The sequence below is a fragment of the Desulfosporosinus youngiae DSM 17734 genome (assembly GCF_000244895.1).
Classification (GTDB): Bacteria; Bacillota; Desulfitobacteriia; order Desulfitobacteriales; family Desulfitobacteriaceae; genus Desulfosporosinus; species Desulfosporosinus youngiae.
Genome location: NZ_CM001441.1, coordinates 1,393,740 through 1,417,846, shown reverse-complemented (window position 1 = coordinate 1,417,846; position 24,107 = coordinate 1,393,740). Strand labels below are relative to the sequence as shown.

Here is a 24,107-nt window from a genome sequence, read left to right as displayed (position 1 = left end):
GCAAAAAGAAACCATAGTTTCTTCCTCCTACAGCAATTCCTCGAATAGGGACGAAGGGTCTTATACGCTGTCTGTATGCATCCCATTATCTACCCTTATTTTATGAATATCTTGCTGTATCGAAGAAAATACTGTTTATACGAGGGAGGTTACAAGATGACAGTATTAAAGGCAAGTAATGTAGTCAAACGGTTTGGCAAGTTTACAGCGTTAGATGGAGATGGAGTTAACATTGAAGATATAAATTTCGCCAAAATCTCAGTAATGACTGCTATCGCACCGATGTTGATTGTTATGGCTTTATAGGATACATATACTTTCCTAAACAATAAAAAACACCCGCCAAGCGGGTGATGAATTTTGTTTTCTATTTATAGATTTGCTGTTTTTTTCTCTAAAGTCTTAATCCTGCTTTCATAGTCATTAAAACTATTATCAGCAGCGATAACGAATGACTTAATTATTTGCAGATCAGATTTTACTTTCCTCATATCAGATTCCAACAATTTCTGTCCATTTTCCAGTGCTTTCTGTCCTTCTTCTACCTTGCCCAACCTATTTTCAATAATCTGCTGTCCCTCAGCCAAGGTTTTGAACATACTCCGAACTTCTTCAAGTATTACACCTACTTGATTTTCATTCATAAGTTCACCGCCTTACAGTACGTTCTTGCTTTTTTATTATACCATAAGTGTGGTTTGCAAATGGTGGTATATTTAAGCGTGATTCAACTCTTTAACCCTTAATTCCTGTTGATCTTAAAGCGGTTGATTTGTACAAGCCACCAAAGATCAATCAATATTCTTGTTCTCTGATAACAAGGTATCTATCCTAGTAGAAACGAAGTAATAAATTGAGTCTTAAGCAGCAAATACTCAACTTAGTATCAATATCGAGAGGGGCTTATGAAATGCTCAGGAATTTATCACCGGAACAATTAGCATCCGTAAAGAATCCTGTACTTAGAGACTATGGGCAAATTTATGTAAAAATCGCCGATAGCTTTAATGAATGGGTGGTCCAAACAGGGCTTGAACTAGATAAGGATCTTTCAGAGGAAACTGAGACACTCCTTAAACGTCTCCAGTCAAAAGGTGCGCTCTTTAGAAATGAGGGCAAAAGTATCTACGTAAACCAAATCTCACCTGCCTGTGTGGCCTGTCAAAAAGGAGTGGGCAGCGTTTCCCTATTTATTTCTCTGATGTGTCATCGGGATTGTTACTTCTGCTTTAATAAAAACCAAGATAATTACGAGCAGTTTTCCAAGCACAAAAGAAACTACCGCGATGAACTCGATTCCTTATCTCACAAGGGAGGCAAACTGGTCCACTTGGGTTTAACCGGTGGCGAGCCCTTGCTTCACAAAATGGAAACCGTCGATTTCTTTCAACAGGCAAAGGCCAAATTCCCAAAAGTTTATACTCGGTTATATACCTCCGGAGATTTGCTTGATGAGGAGATACTGAAAGAGCTTCAAAAAGCCCAGCTCGACGAGATCCGTTTTAGCATCAAAGTTGATGACCCCCACGCCTTACAACAAGACATCTTTGCCAAAATTGCCTTGGCCAAAGCCTTCATCCCGGCTGTCATGGTCGAAATGCCCGTCATTCCCGGAACCTTGGACACGATGAAAGACTTACTTTTAAAGCTGGATTCTATCGGTATTTTTGGCATTAACCTTTTAGAGTTCTGCTTTCCCCTCAACAATACTGAGGTTTTTATGAAAAAAGAGTTCAAGGTAAAAAATCCCGCCTATCGGGTTCTGTATGACTACTGGTATGCCGGAGGGCTGCCCATCTCCCGCAGCGAAATGGAATGTCTTCAGCTGCTTGAATTCATCCTTGATCAGAAATTAACTCTCGGTGCCCAGTATTGTTCTTTGGAAAACAAGCACACTGCTCAAATTTATCAGCAAAATCACGGACAGCGGGTAAGTAAAACACTCATGTTTTCTAATAGAGATTACTTTTACAAATCGGCTAAAGTGTTCGGTGCGGACATACCCAAAGTCCTTAAAGTCTTTAAAAAGCTGCACAATACAAATTATATCATTAATGAGGACTATCAATTTCTTGAGTTTCATGTTGAGAAGATCAAAGATCTGGCGAAGTTGGATATTGAAATAGGAATCTCTTACAATGTCATGGAAAAACGAGATAACGAAAGTTATCTCAGAGAATTAAGACTCGATGTGACTTCTCCAAAGCAATTTGACCTAAAGTCCGACATATAATATCACTTGTAGCTGAAACCAGACTCTCTATTTTCTCCAAATCCCCCCTATCTTAGCTGTATCATATGCTTTTTCCGCGAACTCACCTTGGACAGTTAAGTGCCAAACAAGAGTATTGCCCAGCTGCAAGGGTATTATTACTAAGCAGAAGAGTTATAAGCAAAAAATCCTTTCCCAAATGGGAGAGGATTTTTTGCTTATACTGTGAATTGGGGTATTTAATGATATTCCTTTTTGATTCCAAGAATTATCCAATCATCACTGAGCCTGCGGAAGCGTAGAACAGGTAACGACCAATAAAGGTTCCGGCAAAAACCATTAAAAATCCCAGGTTAATAAGATTGACTGGCATTGCCGCCTGATTCCCGCCCACTTTACCTAACGAATATAGGGCGACAGCCACGCCCAAGAGGGAGAGCAGACCTTGAAGAATCCAGGGCAGAAGGGAACTTTCCATGAGAAGTTGGGACGAAGATGGAGTCATCAAATAGGCTAGGGGGAGCAGGACCGCGATCAAAGCGACAATACCCATCTTCTTAGCAAGCGCCTTGGTTTCTGAATCGGCTTGTCCTTTAGCCGCAAGGGCCAGAAAACTCATCGTTCCCGCGCCGCCTAAGGCAAACGTAGCCCCATAAAAGGCAATATAGGTGTTGGAGTTCGCCCAGGCCGGAAAAATAGAGGAGACATAGATACTTGCCATACTAAAGATAACCGCTAATCCAAAAATAGACGTCACTATGGCCAGAATACTTCCTGACTTGCCTTTCCTATACGCATTGTAAGTCAAAAGCCAGAAGACGAAAAAGCCCCCTGCCGTTACGATTTCACGGCTTAACCAAGACGTTCCTAAATTGGAAATCGAACGATAAGCTCCCAGCGGTGTCCCCAAGTGAAACAAGGAGAAGATCAGCGCCAGACCCATGATTGGCCCGACTGCCAAAATTCCAAAATTCGTCATTTTAGCTGCCAATTGAGAGTCTCTGGAGCTCAGCATAAATCGAATTAAAACTAAAAGCAAAAAGCTGCCAACGGCTAACTGAGCAAATAGGGTAAACATCATTAAGGGCCATTCTTCTGCAAACATTCTATTCCTCCTTATCTGTCGTTATTTCTTTGCTTCTTTAGTGGGCGTAATAACAAATGACGGCTGAGTCATCCCTGAATCCGGCAAACCCTTAATATCCGATGTACCGTCCTTCATCATTTTAAGATCTTCAAGTTCCCCAAATTTCAGGGTTCTCATGAGACAAGCATCAACACAAGCCGGATTTTCGCCCTTATCCAAGAGGTCCGCGCAAAAATCACATTTTCCGACCTTGCCCCGCTTTTCAATGTATTTAGGAGCGCCATAAGGGCAAGACCAGGTACACAATTTACAGCCAATACATTTATCTTTATCATGGGTTACAATTCCGTCCGCTCTCTTGGACAGTGCCCCCGTCGGACAGTTTTCCGTGCATTTTGGTTTGGCACAGTGGTTACAGCTTAAGGAGAAGGCATAAGCCCAGGGCTGGGGGTATGATCCTCCTTCAGACTCATATACTTTTCGGAAAAGGGTTCCTGCTTCCAGGTTGTTTTTATCAGAACAAGCGATCTGACATGTTTTACAGCCGATACAAGTTGTCATATCAAGATAAAATCCCTTTTGTCCCATTGTTTAGTCCACCTCCTTAAAAGATGATTCTTTGCGGCCATTTATAATCCGGGAGTAATGGTTTATCCCATTTTTCGACCTTGACGTTACAGGAGTTTGCACCCATATGCCCTTGGCCGGTGGGGATACCCCCTTCTAAAATGTTAACCGTGCCTGAAGTACAAATACCGGTTTCTTCATCCATTTCAATCCAGGCACCTTCACCCAGCGTTGTTACACCAGGCATCATACGTTCCGTAAGATACACCGGACGCACCACTACACCGTGCCTGCTTGTAATTTTAACGATATCCCCGTCCTTAAGTCCAAGTTCTGCTCCGTCCTTAGCATTCATCATAAATTCTTGAGGGAAAGCTTCACGCAGCCAGGGCAAGTTATCAAAGATAGAGTGAGATCTGCGCCGGTAATGAATGGTGTACATTTGGAATGGGAACTCACCCTTGACTTTGCCTTTCCAATCCTTGAACGTATCTTCATAGCCTTCTTCAGGTTTATCATACTGAGCAATCGGGGATTTAACCGTCCATCCGTAGTTGGTAATTTTATCGGCTAATGTCTGGCAGTGAATCTCAACTTTTTTACTGGGAGTCTCACGGGCATACTTCTCAGGGTCATTGCGATAATTTTCCAACTCAGTGAAACCAAGCTTATCTCCCGGTGTGCGCGGTACCTGATAAATCCCTTTTTCTCTAAATTCTTTAACAGCGATCCGGCCGGTTTGCGCTTTACCCTTAACACCCATTTCGGCAATATCCGCATCCGTAATCATTACCAGCTTTTCAAAGCCTGATCCATCCTCTTTAGCAACGGTTGCACCTGCTAATTGGTTAAATACTTGTTGTTTTAAGTCAAGAGGAGCAATCTTTTCAGGATCGAGCCCCAGTCGTTTACCGATTTCCGCAGCAACCCAGATATCATCTTTGGATTCAAACATGGGCTGGATAACCTGGCTATACCAGATGAGGATCTCACGGTTACCTGTCAGAAAACCGCCGTATTTTTCCCACTGGGTTGTAATCGGCAAGACAATATCCGAGAATTTCGCCTGGGTATTGAAACTAAAGGCTTGGGTAACGACGAATTCCAGTTTGGTTCTGTGAGCTTCAATACCTTTGGTTGCTCCCATTTTTTGATTGAGCAGGGAGACTGCATCATAGTAAATACAACGAATGTCAACATCCTGGATATCGTCCTTCTTAGCGGTGTATTTTCCGGTCAAGACGGAACTCCATATTTCGTTTTGGTTTATTTTAATACTCACGGGATTTTTGATAGCGGCTACACCGCTACCACCGGCTTTCACAAGGGAAGGTCCTGCGTTTCCTGCACGATTATGGCAGCTCAAGCCCGTTCCTGCTCCCGGGATACCAATGTTGCCTGTCATACAGGCTAAGGTAATGAAGGCCTGAGCCGTTTGTTCTGCTCTGTGAGTTCGGCTGGAAGCACCACCGCAGATGACAGCTGTCGGCTTTGTTGTAGCATATTCAATGGCAAGCTCCCTGATTTTCTCCGGAGCAACCCCACAAATTTCTGATGCCCATTCAGGGGTTTTGGGCTGCCCATCAGAGGTACCTAAGACATAATCCTTGAAGTTCTCCTTTGGATCTGCCCCTTCCGGCATGTGGTCCGCATCAAAGCCCACTGTACACTTATTAAGAAAATCCCAATCAATCAAAGGATTCGCCGCGGAATCTTCCTTGATCATGACATAGGCCATACCTAATAACATGGCCGCATCAGTGGAAGGTCTGATGGGAATCCATTCATCCGCTAAAATTCTGGCGGTGTCAGAGTAGAGTGGATCAACAAAGATGAACTTGGCACCCGCTTTCTTAGCCTGCAGGAAATTATAGGTTGGATTACCGCCTGAAGACCAGGCCGGGTTTGCCCCCCACATAATAATCAGCTTCGACTTTCTCAAGGTCAATCTGTCATTTCCCGTATTGGAATAACTATCACCATAGGGCCCCATGACTGCGGGGCCTACATCTACCCACGTTCCCCAAGAAGTGGAACCCCAAGTGCTTACATAACCGCCATAGAGCGCCAGGGTCCGTTCCATGCCCTGGTTAACCTGCCCCATGATCGATTCGTTGCCATAGTTTTCTTTAATTCGTTTGAGCTCTGTCGCGACAAGATCTAAGGCTTCATCCCAAGAAATCCGCACCCATTCGTCTTTACCGCGCAATTCCTTTTTTCCGCCGCCCGGTTCCCAATTCTTACGCTTCATAGGATATTTCAGACGATCTGCCCCTTGGCACTGCTGACGCTGGGAATGTCCCCGCCAACAAGCTCTTTGTTGGGGAAAATCAGGACTGTCCGGGTGTGTGTCATCCGTTTTTTGCTTTAGAACGACACCGTCTACAACATAAGCTTTGTTTAAGCAGCGTCCCCCGCAGTTATGCCAGCAAGCCGCCGAAATCCATTTTCCTTCTCCTTGGGATAACTGAGCAGCCGTATCGGCGTCAACCTTCTGCAGCCCGCACCCCGGAAGGGCGATGGTCGCAACTGCACCTGCCGACAAGCCAAGAAAAGACCTTCTGCTTAATTTATGGGTTATTGCTTTATCGATCAGATTTGCCATATTAGACTCACCTCCATAGAAATTAACCACAATTACTTAGATTGCCAAGAGTTCCCCGAGAGCTTTTTGATCTATCGACAAATAACCTGATAAGATAAGTGCCATCCCTCTGTAAAAATCCGTCCTGGAATTTTCGATAACATCCCCGCAAAACCGATTAACCCAAGTTAAGAGATGCTGCTCAAGGAAGTTTTTCTGATCCTTTAATACCTCTGCATAGCTCAAATCACCGGACTTGATCTTCTCAAAAAGGATAAGACATAGATGATACATAAAATCCAGTTCCAAACCCAGATGGTCGTCCGCCTCCTGTTGAAATTGAACCGGGAGAAATAAATACTTTAAATAGGCCTCTCTTACCTCTAGTGTCTCCTTTTGAAAAAGCAGTCTGCCTTCATTGGCATAAGCTGACTCCCAAGGGGGGGCAGCTAATTTATGGGGACCGATAAACATACGAGTATAATCCCAATGCAGTTCATCTCTGTCATCATCCCTAATCTCGGTGCTTCGGTTAAGTGATTCATGAACGGCTTCAATGCCCTTGCGAATGTCTTCACTTTCTGAAGCAAACGGAAATTGTTCTATGGTATCCTTCATCAAAACCAAATACTCTTGTGATGGTTCCAAAGCAAACGTCCGCCTTAAGACGTCATAGGCGTAGGCCCTCAGCTCGATTAGGGCTAAAACACCTTCGCTATCAGGGGGAATGGATTTTTGAACTTCCATGCTGTCTAACGTAAAATCACCTCCCATTAAGGATTATTATCGCATACTCAGCTTTGTTAATGGCTACATAAATCCCCTCATTATTTTGTATACAAATACAAAGGCTGCTGTTTTTAAATATGTTCAGGAAAACGTGCAGGGGATTCTCTTGCTTCCTCAGGTAAGCAAAAAGAATCCCCTGCACGTTTTATTTTATCCAATATCTGGACTTTTTCTTGACCGGCTGAAACCGGATAGATGGTTTAGTGAGCCGGATATCCGGAAAACCCGCTATAGTAGGTATGGTATCCCCCGGAGGCTCATCAAGGCTGATCATGCTAAGCGCCCCTGTGTGACAGGCACTTACACAAGCCGGCAGCAGACCTTCTTCTCTGCGCGGCAAACAAAATGTGCATTTGCTGGCCTTTTGTTTATCCAAATCAAATTGAGGTGCTTGATAGGGACATGCCGAAACACAATCCATACAACCATTGCAGCGATTTACATTAATCATAACAATGCCGTCCCTGCGCTTGACATAGGCTCTTTGGGAGCAGACTCTAAAGCACTCCGGGCTTTCGCAATGATTACATGATACGGACAGATTATTTCCCAACCCTAAGGATGATACCCTGCGCCAATTAACATTGAGGGGTGTGGAGTTCTCATTTTTGCAAGCCGTCTCACAGGACTTGCACCCTACGCACCGTTCCGGGCTGAACAAAAAACCCATTTGCTCATTCATAACTAGTTCCTCACGATCTTTTCCACATCGACAAAGGCATTATAAAAGGCAACCCCTTCGCTTCCGCTGGATTTTCTCCCCATATCCGCAGATAAGCCGGAAAGAAGACGATTCACAGGTTCTTTGCCCCCTTGGTATATAATAATCACGCCTGATAATACTTCAGGATCTATTCTCACCTTCCTAGTAATCTTTCCCTGTGCGTTATAGATCCAGACCTTATCCCCATTCTGAATCTTTCTCTGAACTGCGTCGAAGGGATTTAAAATAACTTCATCTGCCCCTACATCACCCAGCCACTCAACGGCCCAGTTTTGGGAATGAATGCCGGCAATGCTTTGCGGGGTTAAAAGACGCAGTGAAAACGGAGAATCGCTGCTCCCCGCCCAAAACCTTGGCAAAGCCGGCAGTTTATCGTCTTTGGCATCCTGAGAAAATATCTCAAATTTTCTCGTTTTAGTATTAAACTTAAAATCCGGTCCCGGATTATGACTGAATCCCAGTTTTGCCGGTGCTTCAGCTAAATCTCTCCAACTCGACAACCCGTAACATTCTAATACGTTCGGTGTAAACTCACTCTCAATCCATTCCTCTGCCGTTCGTTCGCAGGGGAAATTAGAAAAACCTGGCTGCAAATCGTTTAACTTCCGAGTCAACAACCGGGCAATTTCCAAATCACTCTTGGCCTCATAATAGGATTCAATGGCTTTTTCATTAAGAGCTAACCAATAATGCCAGTAACTTGTATTTATATCAATCTCTTCAAAATGGCTCGCAGCCGGAAGTACAATATCCGACATTTCTCCGGTTTTCGTCATAAATAAATCGACCGTCACGACTAACTCCAGCTCCCTAAACAGCCGGGCCCAATTTTGAACCTCATGGTCCTGACTCAATGGATTTCTTCCGGCAATCCATAAAAACTTCACGGGCGGGTCTGCTAAGGACAAGGCCTGAGATGGATAATAATTGATATCGATCTCACGGGACACTAATCCATCCTTCGGGCCCTGATAATTTAATAAATTCAGCGGAAACAACTCTGTACTGGGATGAAAATAATAAAACCCTCCGCCTGCTTTAGCGATGTTGCCTGTTAATGCGGTTAAGGCATGAACTGCTCTGACATTCTGTCCGCCATTCTGATAACGCTGCAAGCCGAATCCGGACCAGTTTGCTGCGGGATCGCAGTTATCGTACAGGTCTGCCAGTACCCGTACCGTTTTTTCAGCAACTCCGGTAATGGTTTGTACCTCTTCTAAGGTTACTTTCTCGCGAAGATAGCTTCGAAAACTTTCCCATCCTTCAACATGGTCAGCAACAAATGAGACATCATACCTGCCTTCCTCAACCAAAACCTTGGCAACCCCCAGCGCAAGCAGACCATCTGTTCCAGGGCGGATCTGGATATAATGGTCCGCTATAGCCGCCGTCGGAGTACAGACCGGGTCGATAACGACCAGGACGGCACCCTTATCTCTGGCCTGATTAATAAAGTTTAACTGATGAACCGCCGTCCAGGCCGGATTGGCTCCCCAAAGGACGATTAACTTTGAGTCTTTCATGGCTTCAGGGTCCGGGCTTCTCCCCTCGCCGGAACTATACCTTATGGCATCCATGCCTGCAGACATGCAAGGATTGCCTTTTAATTTTGTATGAGAACCAAAGCTGTTAAACATTCCTTCAGTAGCATAATGCAAAAAACCGACATTGCCGGAGCACTTGTTGAAAGCTAAGGAAAGATTTGAACCATAACGATGATTGAGCTCTAATATCTTAGCGGAGATAAGCTTAAAAGCCTCATCCCAGCTGATACGTTCCCAATTTCCTGAGCCTCTGGGGTACTGTCTGAGGGGATAACGCAGCCGCTCAGGATTATAGACATAGCGCGTATAAGCATACCCTTTGGCACATAGACGTCCCTGGCTGTATCCATGCCGAAGATCTCCCTCTACTTTGGTCAATTTTCCATTGACTACATGAGACAGCATTCCGCAAGTATTGTAACAATTACGCGGACAAACATTCTTGTAAAGCTTAGCCCCATCTGCCAACTGCCTCTCCCCCCTCCCCAATGCTTCCGGATGTCATACAGGCTACTTATCAAGCTCAGCCTTCTTCAAAAATTTAATTTTGAAGGCAACCATAAGATTAAGTTTAGTATCGAAATCATCCAGGTCAACATCTAGAATTTCTTCGATCTTCTTCAAGCGATAACGTAACGTGTTGGGATGTACAAAACTGACTTTAGCAGTCTCCTTTAAATCACAGCGGTGTGCTAAGAAGGTTTCTAAGGTTTTCATAAAATCGGTATTGTGCTGAAGATCATAACGCTCAAGTTCCCCTAAAGTCTCTTTGTATAGTTCTGCTAATTCATGCCGGTCATGATTATATAAAATTCTGGCTAACCCTAATTTAATAAAAAAAGGAGTTTGCAATCTCGAATCCATCAGCTTACCCAATTCCAAGGCGACTTTTGCTTCTTGGTAACTCCGAAAAACATCTTTGGCATTTTTGTAGATTCTTCCAATTCCCAGACGAAGTACTTTAGAGGGAATTCTATGTTGTACAAGGCTTTTGATCTTATCGACTAATAACTTGGTATATTCTCTTTGTTCCTGCTTGCTGTCCTTGGACTTGAAAAGGATCGCAATTACTTCTCCCTTTTTTTTGGTCAGAATAGGTTTTTCGCTCATTTCGTTCATCACAGCTTGCACGCTGTCAAAAAGTACCTCAAGCAGCTTTCTATCTCCCGAAAAATAGTCGTAATCATCCAATTCGAATACTATGACACATTGAGGTCGGCTTAAATCCCATCCCCAAAGTTCCCCTCTGGAGATGATATCCTCTCCGGATTCAATATTGCCATAAAGCAAGTCAAACATAAAGGCATCGATATACGTCTTCTCCGTCAAGGAAAACTCCTTTTCCTTCGCCAACTGAACCGCTAAAACGAGAGACACAGCCTCACCTAAGGTTTGAATGTCCGCCGAATTCGGTGTTTCGCTGAACACAAACAGAAAACCGAGTAATTCATTCTTTATAAAACTTGGAAAGACATAAGCTTGATTCATCTTGCTGCCCAGACTTACCTGACATAATCCCGGGTTCTTTTCAGTTCCAATAGTACTGCTTCTAACAAATGAGTTTCTTGGGTAGTCCTCATGGCTGGAAGCGAGGACTTTATAAAATTCATTCGTCACAACGACTGGGGCTTCAGTCACTTTAATAAGGGCCTCAGCAATCCCTGTGACTCCGGCTCCTTCTGCAACAATCTTTAATAAGTCAGATTGCACCCTTTGCACCTCATAAATATCCATAACATTCCTCCTCTGGGACAAGGGGACAGATTCGTTGTCCTTTTCTAGAGTATGTTTATAATAATAAAGCATTTTAACTATTATATCAGATTTCACTCGTTTTGTTGACGATATTGTCAAGTATTGTCGAAACTAAGTTTCGGAGTCAAGAACTCACTTTTGTTCCCACCTGAATTTAGCACTGAAAGTTCAAGTTTTCTTTCAATATTCGGCAAAGTCTCCTTAGGGTTAATGGTATAATTAGGGATACCAAGCATCTGATATTAAACGAAGGAATGAGGAATTATGATTAAACACCTTTTCAAGTTTAACCGGGTGATTTTGATTTTCTTTATTATTGCTATTCTCATTAGTTCCGTATTAATAACCTACAAGGCAAAGGAAGCAACAGGGAAAGAGATACTTAATGCGTACGATGTTATTCGGACGTTTAAAATGGAAGGGATCTCCTTTAAGCCTGCAACCTTACTTTACTCAAAGGATTATATGATCGAAGATACTGAACCGACGATCTACACTGATTCTCGTGGAAACTATCTATTTATATATACATTTAATTCCTTTGTCGAGAGAGAAGCAAAGTTCAAGGATGAGTATGGGCTGATACAAAAGTTTGCGTTTACGCTTAAAGAAAAAACTTACTATCCCAGACTATTCAGGGTGAAAAACCTTCAGCTAGTCTATGCCATACCCTATCCGAACGAGGAAAGTGATCAAGCAATTTATGATTATCTAAAGAAGATCAATCGGGTAATCTTCACCGGCCTTAATGCCGGAAAGGAGATTGTCTTCACCGGTGAGAGCCCAAGTTGGACGGCCAAAGTTTCTATAAAATATTATGAACATTTCTGGACTGATAGTGAAAACAAGGTCCGGTATGAGAGGTATCATACTAAAGCCCCTACTATCACTTACAAAGGCCAAATCCCCGAGAAGCCAGTTCCGCTTGAGTATAGCTTCAGCACTATCGCAAGCCACATGGGCGGCACACGCGATGAAATAACCCCTAAAGAGCTTACAAAGGTTATCACACTTGGTTCAGGAGGAGGCAATGGCTTAATACCCAGCAACCAAGCATACCAAGTAAAAATAACCTTGGATGGTAAAACCGAAGAATTCGAAGCCAAACTTGGAAACACAGCTAACTTAGTCAACTTCTTCTACTAAAATCAAAAAACAGGGGGACAGGTGCCGTGTTTCGTTTTAACGAAACACGGCACCTGTCCCCCTGTTTTCCTTTGCCCCTGTTTTTATCGTTTGGATACCAACTTTCCTTGACTATCGTAAAGTGCTCCGGGATCACCATTATTGTTCCAAATATTTGATTGGGTCCAAACCAGTGTATCCGCTCCTGCCCCTGCATTTTCCCCGCTGACAACTTTAAGCGATCCCCCTGCTGTCACCGTCGTACCCGATGGAAAATGATAGGTTTGATCACCGACTTCACTCACTAATTTCCACCCTGACAGATTGACCTCCGAATTACTGCGATTAGTTATGGTCACTACTTCCCCATGGAGATCAATATCTGACAGCTCAATTGAATCCGTCTTATTAATTTTTATAGATTCTCCATCCGTTGTGACAATAATCGTTCCTGATTGATCCGTTCTGTAAACGTTGGTTCCGGCCTTAGCTAATCTATCCAAGATGGCAGGCGTTGGGTGACCGTATTCATTATCAGCCCCCACTGAAATAATGGCATGTTGTGGAGCTACAGCTTTCAAAAATCCGCTGGTTGTTGAACTGTTACTCCCATGATGGCCTACTTTAAGCACATTTGCTTTCAAATCTTGTCCGTTCTTCAGCATTTCTGCTTCTGAAATATCTTCGGCATCTCCTTCGAAAAGAAAGGCTACTTTGCCATAGGTCACTTTTAGAACGGCACTGAAATTATTCAGTTCTTTATAACCGCTATTATTTGGTGCCAGAAACACCCCTGTAAGATCCGGAATGTTCAGGTTTACTCCTGATTTGGCCTGAATTTTTTCTGCGCCACTGGTATTGACTGCCGCAATAAAGTCTTCGAAGGTTCTAGTATTAGAAGCAGCATTTGGCATATAGACGGTTTTAGTAGGTATGCTTTGAAGGACTGAATCCAATCCTCCTATGTGATCTTCATGAGGATGAGTTGCGACGATGGCAGAAAGCTCTCTGACCCCCTGTGCTTTTAAATAATCAACCACCTTTGGTCCATCGTCATTGTTTCCGCCATCAATAAGAATCGCCTCTCCGCCGGGAGAAATTAAGAGAGCACTATCCGCCTGACCGACATCCAGGAAATGAACTTGTAATATTCCATGATTTACAGAAGGGGTTGCAACAGGAGCCGTTTCCCCTTGGCTGCATCCGGAAAGAACTAATACGGCGAGAACGATACTGGATAAAATGGTTGGGATCAACCACTTTCTACGACATGACAATTTATGCAGACCCCTTTCTGATTCACTCACCGAAAAAGTTATCCAACAGACTTTTAGCTTTATCCGAACGCTGCTTTGTTGCTTCAGAATTAATACTGACCTGAATGTTTATGACATCCCCTTCTTTCAGATCGATTGGCAATATACTGCGGGGTAATTTAAACATGGTACGATTTTCGGTTTCAATAATAGCCCAGTTCTCTTCAAATCGATCAACAATATACAAATAATCCCCTCCTTGCCTTGGACGAAAAAAATTGGACATCAAACTTTGTTGACGGAACTGCCTGGCAAGACAAAATGACCAGACATCATAACTGACCCCTCGGCAAAACAGTGCACCTGTCCCCCTGTTTCGCCTAGCCTTGGATCAAACCCTGCAGATAGCCGGAGTAGTGTGTCAGCCGTTCTTTCGGCCGCAGTTGAATAATACTGACATTTGTATCTTCGATTTCCTCAATCTCAGATCCATAACTGGGATGTAAGGCGATAACTTTAATTGCCTTGGATACCCCTGCAGGATCTCCGACGTACTTCAGGGAGTTCGAATAATTCTGCAGGGTGTTCATATTTTTCGGACGGTTGTCATCTTCGACCCTGTCATTGTTCCAAATATTTAATCTCTTACGATACTTGGCATCAACGACAATAGAACCTTTATACACATCTCTTATAAAAATATCAATTCGAATATCGGGTTTATAATTCGTTCCTTCCATATAGAGGATCCGGCTGTTTCTTATGGCACTTCGCTTGGCGCGCGGCATTTTCTCATTAAAGGACACTGCGAGCCGGATTAAGCCTTTTACCATTTCCACTATAGTATCCTCTTGAAGGACCGGAAACATTATCTCTTGATTTGTCCGATAAGATGCATCATAAATCCAACCGGCAACCGGGGCGAATCCCACCTGTTCTAACGCAATGATGGTTTTTATGTAACACCAGTATTCATATAAAACATCCGTACGTTTCCACTGCACTTTGAAATCGTGACATTGGGGAATTTCGAAGCCCTGATCTCTCAGCTGCTTCCACCAGGAAGCTACTTTCTTGTAACGCCAATCCCGCTGCATCTTCAGAGAGAAATGACTGAAGGTTTTTAACGGTTTAAGCCCTCTGAATACAGGGTGATCCATAAAAGTTTGTACGTCGAATATTCCCTTTTTCATTTCCCGTTCCATGGATTCAAGCCGTTCAATTTTCACCTGCGAAGCTCTCACTTCATGGCTTGTGGATTTTTGCAAGTCGGCATAGGGGGCTCTTGAATAGATGGCCCGTTGTTCTTCGGCAATCGTCTTCCTGATTGAGCGTAAGACAAATTCCATTTGAGATGAAACACACTGAAGAAATCCCAGAACCATCCGGTTTTCAGGGGTATCGTAGGTGAGGTGTTCGATGACGCCTAAAATCACCTCAGGCTGAGCCATACTTTTAGCCGCTGCATTAGCCCGCTGCCCTTGAAGGGATAACAACCAGCGATAGGACTTGCCATCTTGTTTACAATTCACGTTAGACTTCACTTCACGGTACTGGCGTTCCAACAATGGCTCCGGGTGACGCGCCAAGTCCTGTAGGGGTAAGCCCAGTTCTTTAACCATATACTTCAAAAGGACATATTCGGCTAACACGACCGTAGGGAGTAAACCGTTCTCCCCCCAGAGTTTAATCCCATGACTAGTACGCATCTGATCATAGGCTAACCCCTGAACCATGTCATTAAGCTCATTGCGCATCACATCCAGCTGGTCTTCAGTGATGTTATTCGGTCTGACCCGCAATGTAGCTTCAATTAAATCACTGACTTCCCCTTTTCGTTTTACAAACACCATATAATCCCCGGGGATCAGCGGGTAATCTTCATTGGCATCACAATAGAGAGGAAAATGATAGGTGCCTGATCTTAAACAGGGAATCCCTTCTTCATCAAGATGAAGCAGCGAAGAATCATAGCCGTCTAACCCATCGATATACAGGTAGGCATCCTTCTCGTCTGAACTATAAGAAACGTAAAGGTTTTCCCGTTCAAAAACTTCAATTACGCTGTGCTGACTAACCAGACAGGGACTGTCTTGCCTTCCTAAGTAAAAAACGATCGAAATTCCTTTGTCCTCAAGATGCATAGCCATGATCCAAAAGTTCCTTTGCTTTTTTATGGCAAACATCCCGGGAATAGCTAAAGGTCGAAACTTCGGAATACTTATCAAATAATTTAAGGATTTGACTGGCAGCTTGTTCGCGTTCCGGGTATTTACCTAAGAATGGTTCCAAATCGGATTCCGAGCCTTTAAACTTGGTCATGATTCGCTGTACCAGTTGAAGATCAAAGGCCTTACCGCGGTCGAGAAGCCCCTTCCCTTCGTTGCTGGAAGGAATGTTCTTGAGGTAGGATCCAATTTGACGAATAATCCGATAACCTATTACCCGGTCTTTATCAATTTTGCGCAGCGCTGAATTCAACTCATCCAGAAAGTCAATTTCAAGATCAGTCAAGCCAATCTCGGTCACTGAATTATTACACCAGGAAGAAAAGACATTGCCCGGTACAGGGGATAGTTGTGCCCCTTCTTCGGATGTTTTGCCGACGGTTTTCTCTTCAAACTTCATTTTCCAAGCGCGTAAGGACTCAAAAATTTTGAGGTTAATGACATTCGCCCGGTCAAGAACCTTATCACTAAATTGAAAGGAAGATTCATCAATATTGACCGTGCCCACAAAAAATACATTATTCCCAATCGGAACCCGCGGCGAATACTCGTGCCGGTTATACACCTCGGGAGCCAGCTTTTCGCTGTATAAGGTTAAATAGCGATCATCTACAAGCTCCAATATGCTTAAAAATTGACTGAAGTAATGTTCAACCCGGGCCAGATTCATTTCATCAAAGCAAATGAGATAGAGTTTATCTTTGTTATCTTCTTTCGCTGCTTCTATAAGCAAATCAACGAGTCCGGTTTCCGCCGGTCTGTAAATTTTGTGAATTGCATCATAAAAGCCGATTAAATCCGCGTCGTCATTCCAGCTGGGACGAACCGGAATAAATAAAAACTGTTTACGTTCTTCACCGGCTTCATCCACTCCTGAGAGACCTAACGCTCGGGCATAGTTAATGACCAGCTGAGATTTGCCAACCCCGGACATTCCGGCCAAAACAACTAAGGAACCGGTTTTAATCGCTATATGAAAATTGACAAGGTCCTCCATATCGTACACCAACTGATTTGATAGGGCTACGTGATTCAGATCATTAATAAATGTCTGCTCCCCATTATCCACTATGACAGGGGGCTCGGTTTGACCTTCATCAGACCCCTTACTCCTGCCCTCATCGGTCATTGAAGGGAGGAAAACAGCGGTTGCTTTAGGCTCAGCTTTTTCTGATTGCAGCGCACGGTCTGCTGTATTGGCTTGAGCCGCCGCACCAAAGCACTTGATGAATTCATTACTTGGAAAGGGCTTGCAATTTAAGATTTGCTGACTGATTCCATTTAAATCCTCATCCAGTAAAAAGGCTAAGGTACCACGCCGGAGAATTTGACTTTCCGGTATTTGAGCCGGGACACAGGTCACTTCTTCCCCATCCGGACAATAGATGCGCCAGTGCTGCTTAAGTTCACCCAGCCAGCCGGACTGGCATCCAAAAAAATGTTTCTGATAGCCAATGACTAAGGGCGGATCCTCAGGGTATTGATAGGAAATAAAGTCAACCGAAGGGTGCTTCTCGTAAAAAATCTTGCAGACATGCTCAACCGGCACGTCTTTAGCAATAATAGGTATGGGTGTGAATTGAGATGTCAACGGATTAAATTGAACGGGAGTCTCATGAAAGGCAACATTCTTTCCGTTAAAATACACTCGGTAGGTGTCTTTCTTAACAGCTTCTACTGTAAACGAGAGTAGCCGTGTTTTAAAAAATTCTTTGGCTCGTGCTTTGCGGCCTTCATTGATTTCATACTGCCGAAAATGAGAGGTCGTCACAAGTTCGTCCGGAAATCCGGCTAACATTAAATCCTTGCCCCAAATGGTTATTTGCCGTCTTCCATCTAAGGCCTTGTGTAAACTATCCGGTAAAATGGAAATCATATTGACTTGCATGCGCAGCGACTGGGAGTTTATATCGACATCAATGCTCTCAATAACTGGTTTCCCAATAATAATTGAGTTCCAAATTCTGCTATCTCTGATCATCACTGCCTCCTACTACATCCAAGAGCTCGCTGCACGGAACATTCAGGTACCTGGCGATTTCTCGAATCTCTTCAAGTTTTTTTAGTTTCTCGCTATCCATTTTATAAAGAACTATTTGACAAGTTGACATTCTGCGTCTTGGACGATTCCAATCAATTTCCATGGCCCAGATTGGGATGATACCCAAGGCATTCAGTCTGCTGTCCAGATCATGATCATGTTCGGCAAAAATCAACGCTTTCCTGCCGTAGTAGGCCGCAAGGTCCAATTTAGCATTTTGTTCAATCCTAATCTGCAGCAGGTCATTGTATTGCAATTGTTCCAGTTTCTTTTTCAATAATTCTATTTCTCTGTTTTTTCCTATTCGTTCCGCTTCAAGCACTTGAACCTGATGACGATAGTTTTCATTTTCCTCTTTTTCCTTATGCAATTGAACTCTTAAGGCGGTCAATTCACCTTTCAGATTTTCCAGTTGCTCTCTGGTACTTAGTCCTTCCGAATATGTTTTTCTCAATTTCCGTTCCAGATTCTTTAGTTTCTTTTGGAGTTCGAAGGTTTCTGTTGTCCCCTGTCGTCTGGAATACACTTTATCCTTTGTGTTGCTATTTATCATTTTTGGTTTGTCCTCTGCACCTTTAACTTGCTTCATTTCAACTTCCGGAACCTCTAACGAGCTTCTCACTTCTCCGACAATAGAGTCTATGACCTCACTTGCTTCTATTTGTTCTATTTCATTTTTTTCAGCTATCAAGCGTTCATCTCCAATGCGGGGCAATTCTCCCAGCTTGCCGGCCATTACCTCCGGTCTTATATATTCGTCCTTCTCCGGCTCGGCTTCCTGGGCCTGACAATATAATTTTTCTCCCGCTGCTCTAATCTCAGGGTTCGAGCTCAAAGTGAACATATAACTAACCTTGAATTGCTCCTCTTTTGGCATTTCAATGGGAGGAAAAACTTCGCTTCCCTTTAGGGAGAACTCTTCCAATTCCCTTCTTAAACTTCGATTGATTTCTTGCCAAACCTTGCCTATGTCAGCAGGTTTGCCTTTAGGCAGAGCTAAAATATCCTCAATGACATCGCTTTTTTTAACCCTTATTCTTCGTTTCAACCGCTTTGCTATATCTTTCAGACTTTCTTCAGTAAATCCATTGAGAATCCGCTCAGGGTCATAGTGAATGTTTGGCAAAAAACTCCCCTCCTCTAAGCCGTAATCCCGAACGTTTAATTTAATCCGGTAACCCTTTGCCTGTAAGAAACATAGATTGTATCGTGGTTAGTTGATAATGATTATCTTTACCAAGATGAAGGAGGACATTAAAATGTGTGGTATTGCAGGCATCGTAAATTGGACTCATGATTTAACTCTTCAAGAAGACGTTCTGATAAACATGACCCATACTCTAATCCCGCGAGGTCCTGATGCAGAAGGATACTGGCTTTCCCCTCGTGCGGCTTTCGGACATAGACGGCTGGTTGTCGTTGATCCTCAAGGAGGCCGTCAGCCCATGATTCGCCGGCGTGGTGAACATACCTATACCCTCATCTATAACGGTGAGCTTTATAACACGCCCGAAATCCGTCAAGAACTTCTGAGCCGCGGTTACCGTTTCGAAGGTCATTCGGATACAGAAGCCGTACTGCTATCCTACTTGGAATGGGGCCCCTCCTGCGTCGAGCGTCTCAATGGAATTTTCGCCTTTGGAATTTGGGACAGTAAAGAACAACGATTGTTTGTTGCCCGTGATCGCTTAGGGGTTAAGCCGCTCTTTTACTCTGCACAAACTAATTCCCTGGTTTTCGCTTCCGAGCTGAAAGCATTATTAAAACACCCTGATATTTCTCCCATTCTCGGCAAAGAAGGCTTGTCGGAAATCTTCCTCGTCGGACCGGCCCGCAGTCCCGGGACAGGTGTCTTCGAGGGGATATCTGAATTAAAGCCGGGGCATGTCCTTTTATATTCTGCCAACGGACTGCAGATTCGCAGATATTGGGCCTTACCTAATAACCCCCATGAAGATGATTTAGAAACGACCATAGCCAGGATTCGTGAGCTTTTTCTCGATACTGTCCAGCGTCAACTGGTCTCAGATGTGCCGATCGGCACCCTGCTCTCCGGAGGTTTGGATTCAAGTGCGATTACTGCGATCGCTGCCAAATCCCTGGCCCAAAATGATCAAGAGGTTTTGCCAACCTTTTCTGTCGACTTTGATGAGAATGATAAATATTTTCATCCTAATGCCTTCCAACCTGGTGCGGATGGTCCCTGGATTGAGCGAATGTCCCAAGCATTCGGAACCCAGCATAAGAACTGTAAATTTAATATTCCCGAACTAGTTCAAGCACTCAAAGAGTCAACACTTGCTCGGGATCTTCCGGGAATGGCCGATGTAGATGCTTCATTACTGCTCTTTTCACGTGAAATTAAGAAAACGGTGACTGTCGGTTTGTCCGGTGAATGTGCCGATGAAGTGTTCGGCGGATACCCTTGGTTTCACCGCCGGGACTCACTGGAGGCACAAGCCTTTCCCTGGGCCCTGAATGTGGAGAATCGTCTGGAAGTGCTTTCCCCGGACCTTATTGAACATCTTCAGCCTCATGATTATTTGCAGGAACGTTATGAAGAGGCCCTTGCCGAGATTTCCGGGTTACCAGGTTCCTCCATTGTTCACCAAGACAGCCGGACTGTCAAGGGGGATCTTCAGCGGGAAGCCCGCATTCGCGAAATTACCTATTTAACCCTAACCCGTTTCATGCCCACTCTCCTTGATCGGAAAGACCGCATGACCATGGCCGCGGGATTAGAGGTACGTGTTCCCTTCTGTGATCATCGCTTAGTCGAATATGCCTGGAATATTCCTTGGGAAATGAAAGCCCTGGAGGGCAGAGAAAAAGGACTCCTGCGACGTGCTCTCACCGGGGTCTTACCCGACGATGTGCTTTGGCGTCGCAAAAGCCCCTATCCAAAAACTCATCACCCCAGTTACCTCTTAGCTGTCCGGACATGGCTGCAAGAAATCATGGCAGACAAAAGCTCGCCGATTCTTCCCTTTCTGAATCTACCTGCTTTAAAGGATTTAATGAAGCTCTCAGATACGATCCCTTCAGGCCGTCCTTGGTTTGGCCAATTAATGGATCTTCCGCAGCTCTTCGCCTATTTGATTCAAACGAATTTCTGGTTACTGGAAAATAAGATCAGATTCCATTAAGGATGTCCTAATCTTACAAGTGGCAACTCGCTTAAATTAACCTTGAACGAGTTGCCACTCTCACTTGAAAGCGGCTTAATCCTCGCCGGATTCTTCCCTGGCCTTTGGTTCGGGGGGCTTTCTCAGAACCTTTACTTTAGTAATTCTAAATCCCATAACCTCCATAACTTCAAACTGAATCCCCTCAAAATAGATGACATCCCCTTTGACAGGCTTGCGTCCCAACCTGGAAAATACATATCCCCCAATGGTGGTGACAGTTTCTTCCTCTAATTGAATATCAAGCATTTCAGAAACTTCTTCCATAAGGACACGCCCATTAAGCACATATTCGTTTTCCGCAAGCCGCTGAATAGGCGGCTGTTCCATCTCAAATTCATCATAGATTTCTCCGACTAATTCTTCCAGCATATCTTCAAGGGTGACCAGTCCGGCTGATCCTCCGAATTCATCCACGACAACCGCCATATGGGTTCGTTGACTCCGCATTCTTTGTACCAGATGAGAAATCGGCATACCCTCAGGAACGGCCAGGATATCCCGCTTAATCTGAGTAATATCCTTAGCGCCTGATTGTTCCTGCAAGCGAATAATATCCCGCATATGGACCAGGCCAAGCACATTGTCCTTATCATCATCACAGAGCAGATAACGCGTATGCCCATGCTTCTTAATAACCTCAAGAATCTCCTCAAAGTCGTCCTGTATGAAGAGACATACCATATCTTGCCGTGGTACCATGACTTCGCTGGCATTGCGATCGGAAAATTCAAAGACGTTGTCCAACAGTTTACCCTCTAATTTATCCAAATAGCCGTGCTTCTGACTGGCATCGACTAACATTCTCAGTTCTTCTTCGCTATGAGACAGATCAGCCTCGTTAGCAGGTTCAATTCTTAACAAACGCAAGACAAGATTAGCTAAGCCATTGAGTGCCCGAATAACCGGATAACAGATCCAGTAAAAAGCTTTCAAAAACCCGGCTGTGGCAAGTGCCGTACTCTCCGACTTTTGAATTGCCAGTGACTTAGGAACAAGTTCACCCAAGACAATGTGTAATAATGAGATGATCGAAAAGGCTATAGTTATTGAGATAGTATGGGTGTAAATAGAGTTCCAACCGGCTATCCCGGCAAACAGCGGTTCGATGAGTGAAGCAATCGCCGGTTCACCAATCCAGCCTAAACCCAAGGAAGCGAGGGTAATCCCCAGTTGACAGGCAGAAAGGTAAGCATCCAGGTGCGAAGTAACATCAAGGGCAGTTTGTGCTCTCGAAGAACCATTCTCCGCAAGTTCTGCTAAACGTGTCTTCCGTACTTTAACCAGGGAAAATTCGGCAGCCACAAAAAATCCATTTAACCCGACTAACAAGAACGCAATCAGGATCATTATGACACTCCAAAACAGTCCGTCTATAATTCTTTATCCTCCTTTTATCCTTAAACCATACATAATTGTTCTTACTTATTTTATTGTTCATTAATCAGGTAATAATTATTCAGGCAATCAAACCGCTTCGTGTACTTCACTCACCCCACGGGGATTATCAGCTTCTTGATCTTTGTTTTTTACCATTACCTTCGTAATTCTAAAGCCCATAACTTCCATAACCTCAAAATGGAAGCCATCAAAATAAACGGCATCCCCTTTGACAGGCTTGCGCCCTAACCTGGAAAATACATATCCTCCGATGGTAGAGACTGTTTCTTCTTCTAATTGAATGTTAAGCATTTCTGATACTTCTTCCAAAAGAACACGTCCATTAAACACATATTCATTCTCCGCAAGCTTCTGAACAGGCGGTTGTTCCATCTCAAATTCATCATAAATTTCTCCGACTAATTCCTCCAGCATATCTTCAAGGGTGACAAGTCCGGCTGATCCCCCAAACTCATCCACAACAACCGCCATATGGGTTCGTTGACTCCGCATTCTTTGTACCAAATGAGAAATCGGCATACCCTCAGGCACAGCCAGAATATCTCGTTTGATCTGACTAATATCCTTACTGCCCGGCTGTTCCTGCAGCCGGATAATGTCCCGCATATGAACCAGGCCAAGTACGTGATCTTTATCATCATCACACAGCAGATAACGCGTATGTCCATATTCTTTGACGATTTCCAGGATTTCCTCAAATGAATCCTGTATGAAGATACATATCATATCCTGGCGCGGAATCATGACTTCACTGGCAATCCTGTCCGAAAACTCAAAGACATTGTCTAAAAGCTTTCCTTCTAATTTATCCAGATATCCATGCTTTTGGCTGGCATCGACCAACATTCTCAGTTCTTCTTCACTATGAGATAAATCGGCTTCGTTGGCCGGTTCAATTCCCCAAATGCGCAGCACGACATTAGCTATGCTATTAAGAGCCCAAATAACCGGATATAACAGCCAATAGAAAAACTTCAGGAATCCTGCACAAGCCAGGGCAATGCCCTCGGCATTTTGAATTGCCAATGATTTGGGAACAAGCTCTCCCAGGACAATGTGTAAGAACGAGATGATCGTAAAGGCTATTGCTATGGCAATCGAATGAGTGTAGATCGGATTCCAGCCGCCTATCCCCGCGAACAAGGGCTCGATCAGGCTCGCGATCGCCGGTTCTCCAAGCCAGCCCAGACCTAACGAAGCAAGGGTGATCCCCAGTTGACAGGCTGAAAGGTAAGCATCGAGTTGCGAGGTCACGTCAAGTGCGCTTTTTGCTCTCCGGGAACCATTCTCTGCGAGTTCTGCCAAACGGGTTTTACGTACTTTAACCATCGAAAATTCAGCAGCTACGAAAAGACCGTTTAAACCCACCAACAAGAAAGCAATTAGAACCTTTATGCTACTCCAGAGCAGACCGTCTATGATTATTCTCCTCCTTTTTAATATACGAAAACCTAATCAATTGTCTATGTCTATCTATTATTGTTATTTGTACTTAAGCCAGACAATAATTATACATCTATTAATACATATATCAAAGGTATTTCTCTCTCTTTTTACCTTATATACCATATTGTATCTAACGTTCAGCTCTTAGTTCTATTTCTATAGT

Annotated in this window: 19 protein-coding genes; 4 read left to right on the top strand and 15 right to left on the bottom strand. The window is 43.9% G+C overall.

Going from position 1 to position 24,107, the window contains the following annotated elements; translation table 11 throughout:
* Positions 1-156: 156 nt before the first annotated feature.
* Positions 157-306 (top strand): hypothetical protein, encoded by a 150-nt coding sequence (locus DESYODRAFT_RS27980; protein WP_007781081.1) that lies wholly within the window; start codon positions 157-159, stop codon positions 304-306.
* Between the two features lie 65 nt (positions 307-371).
* On the opposite strand, the gene DESYODRAFT_RS06760 is transcribed toward DESYODRAFT_RS27980, so the two are convergent.
* On the bottom strand, positions 372-644 hold the full coding sequence (locus tag DESYODRAFT_RS06760) for a hypothetical protein (protein WP_007781079.1): 273 nt from the start codon (positions 642-644) through the stop codon (positions 372-374).
* A gap of 266 nt (positions 645-910) precedes the next feature.
* On the opposite strand from DESYODRAFT_RS06760, the gene DESYODRAFT_RS06755 reads away from it, so the two are divergent.
* Positions 911-2,233 carry a radical SAM protein gene (locus DESYODRAFT_RS06755; RefSeq protein ID WP_007781076.1) on the top strand — a complete coding sequence of 441 codons (1,323 nt, stop codon included), beginning with the start codon at positions 911-913 and terminating at the stop codon, positions 2,231-2,233.
* A gap of 247 nt (positions 2,234-2,480) precedes the next feature.
* Here the strand turns inward: DESYODRAFT_RS06755 and DESYODRAFT_RS06750 are convergent, their stop codons facing one another.
* The 7 genes from DESYODRAFT_RS06750 to DESYODRAFT_RS06720 all read right to left on the bottom strand — a co-directional run bounded on the left by DESYODRAFT_RS06750 (position 2,481) and on the right by DESYODRAFT_RS06720 (position 11,241).
* The gene (locus DESYODRAFT_RS06750) at positions 2,481-3,317 is read right to left on the bottom strand and encodes a dimethyl sulfoxide reductase anchor subunit family protein (RefSeq protein WP_007781074.1); all 837 of its coding nucleotides are present in this window, start codon (positions 3,315-3,317) and stop codon (positions 2,481-2,483) included.
* A gap of 21 nt (positions 3,318-3,338) precedes the next feature.
* Positions 3,339-3,887, bottom strand: a complete 549-nt coding sequence (locus DESYODRAFT_RS06745; protein WP_007781073.1) for a DMSO/selenate family reductase complex B subunit — start codon at positions 3,885-3,887, stop codon at positions 3,339-3,341.
* Positions 3,888-3,903: 16 nt separating this feature from the next.
* The gene (locus DESYODRAFT_RS06740; RefSeq protein WP_007781071.1) at positions 3,904-6,471 is read right to left on the bottom strand and encodes a molybdopterin-dependent oxidoreductase; all 2,568 of its coding nucleotides are present in this window, start codon (positions 6,469-6,471) and stop codon (positions 3,904-3,906) included.
* 36 nt (positions 6,472-6,507) lie between these two features.
* On the bottom strand, positions 6,508-7,224 hold the full coding sequence (locus DESYODRAFT_RS06735; RefSeq protein ID WP_007781069.1) for a TorD/DmsD family molecular chaperone: 717 nt from the start codon (positions 7,222-7,224) through the stop codon (positions 6,508-6,510).
* Between the two features lie 160 nt (positions 7,225-7,384).
* A complete protein-coding gene (locus DESYODRAFT_RS27075; protein WP_007781066.1) occupies positions 7,385-7,921 on the bottom strand; it encodes a 4Fe-4S dicluster domain-containing protein in 537 nt (178 codons plus the stop codon).
* Positions 7,922-7,923: 2 nt separating this feature from the next.
* Positions 7,924-9,975: a molybdopterin-dependent oxidoreductase gene (locus tag DESYODRAFT_RS06725; RefSeq protein ID WP_007781064.1), complete on the bottom strand. Its 2,052-nt coding sequence runs from the start codon at positions 9,973-9,975 to the stop codon at positions 7,924-7,926.
* Positions 9,976-10,017: 42 nt separating this feature from the next.
* Positions 10,018-11,241 (bottom strand): PucR family transcriptional regulator, encoded by a 1,224-nt coding sequence (locus tag DESYODRAFT_RS06720; RefSeq protein ID WP_007781063.1) that lies wholly within the window; start codon positions 11,239-11,241, stop codon positions 10,018-10,020.
* Between the two features lie 285 nt (positions 11,242-11,526).
* Here DESYODRAFT_RS06720 and DESYODRAFT_RS06715 point away from each other — a divergent pair, with 285 nt between their 5' ends.
* Complete coding sequence (locus DESYODRAFT_RS06715) at positions 11,527-12,408, top strand: hypothetical protein (protein WP_007781060.1); 882 nt, start codon at positions 11,527-11,529, stop codon at positions 12,406-12,408.
* An 83-nt stretch (positions 12,409-12,491) separates the two neighbouring features.
* On the opposite strand, the gene DESYODRAFT_RS06710 is transcribed toward DESYODRAFT_RS06715, so the two are convergent.
* From DESYODRAFT_RS06710 to DESYODRAFT_RS06690, 5 genes are all read right to left on the bottom strand, one after another.
* Positions 12,492-13,619, bottom strand: coding sequence for an MBL fold metallo-hydrolase (locus tag DESYODRAFT_RS06710; protein WP_427854319.1), 1,128 nt, complete (start codon positions 13,617-13,619; stop codon positions 12,492-12,494).
* A gap of 67 nt (positions 13,620-13,686) precedes the next feature.
* Complete coding sequence (locus DESYODRAFT_RS06705) at positions 13,687-13,890, bottom strand: DUF3006 domain-containing protein (RefSeq protein ID WP_007781056.1); 204 nt, start codon at positions 13,888-13,890, stop codon at positions 13,687-13,689.
* 133 nt (positions 13,891-14,023) lie between these two features.
* Positions 14,024-15,793: a DUF2357 domain-containing protein gene (locus tag DESYODRAFT_RS06700; protein WP_007781053.1), complete on the bottom strand. Its 1,770-nt coding sequence runs from the start codon at positions 15,791-15,793 to the stop codon at positions 14,024-14,026.
* On the bottom strand, positions 15,777-17,852 hold the full coding sequence (locus DESYODRAFT_RS06695; RefSeq protein WP_007781050.1) for an McrB family protein: 2,076 nt from the start codon (positions 17,850-17,852) through the stop codon (positions 15,777-15,779). The genes DESYODRAFT_RS06700 and DESYODRAFT_RS06695 overlap by 17 nt, the downstream gene beginning before the upstream one ends.
* On the bottom strand, positions 17,839-19,038 hold the full coding sequence (locus DESYODRAFT_RS06690) for a hypothetical protein (RefSeq protein ID WP_007781048.1): 1,200 nt from the start codon (positions 19,036-19,038) through the stop codon (positions 17,839-17,841). The genes DESYODRAFT_RS06695 and DESYODRAFT_RS06690 overlap by 14 nt, the downstream gene beginning before the upstream one ends.
* A 133-nt stretch (positions 19,039-19,171) precedes the next feature.
* On the opposite strand from DESYODRAFT_RS06690, the gene asnB reads away from it, so the two are divergent.
* Positions 19,172-21,058, top strand: a complete 1,887-nt coding sequence (gene asnB, locus DESYODRAFT_RS06685) for an asparagine synthase (glutamine-hydrolyzing) (RefSeq protein WP_007781045.1) — start codon at positions 19,172-19,174, stop codon at positions 21,056-21,058.
* Positions 21,059-21,133: 75 nt separating this feature from the next.
* On the opposite strand, the gene DESYODRAFT_RS06680 is transcribed toward asnB, so the two are convergent.
* Complete coding sequence (locus tag DESYODRAFT_RS06680; protein WP_007781043.1) at positions 21,134-22,447, bottom strand: hemolysin family protein; 1,314 nt, start codon at positions 22,445-22,447, stop codon at positions 21,134-21,136.
* A gap of 117 nt (positions 22,448-22,564) precedes the next feature.
* On the bottom strand, positions 22,565-23,872 hold the full coding sequence (locus tag DESYODRAFT_RS06675) for a hemolysin family protein (protein WP_007781040.1): 1,308 nt from the start codon (positions 23,870-23,872) through the stop codon (positions 22,565-22,567).
* Positions 23,873-24,107: the final 235 nt, after the last annotated feature.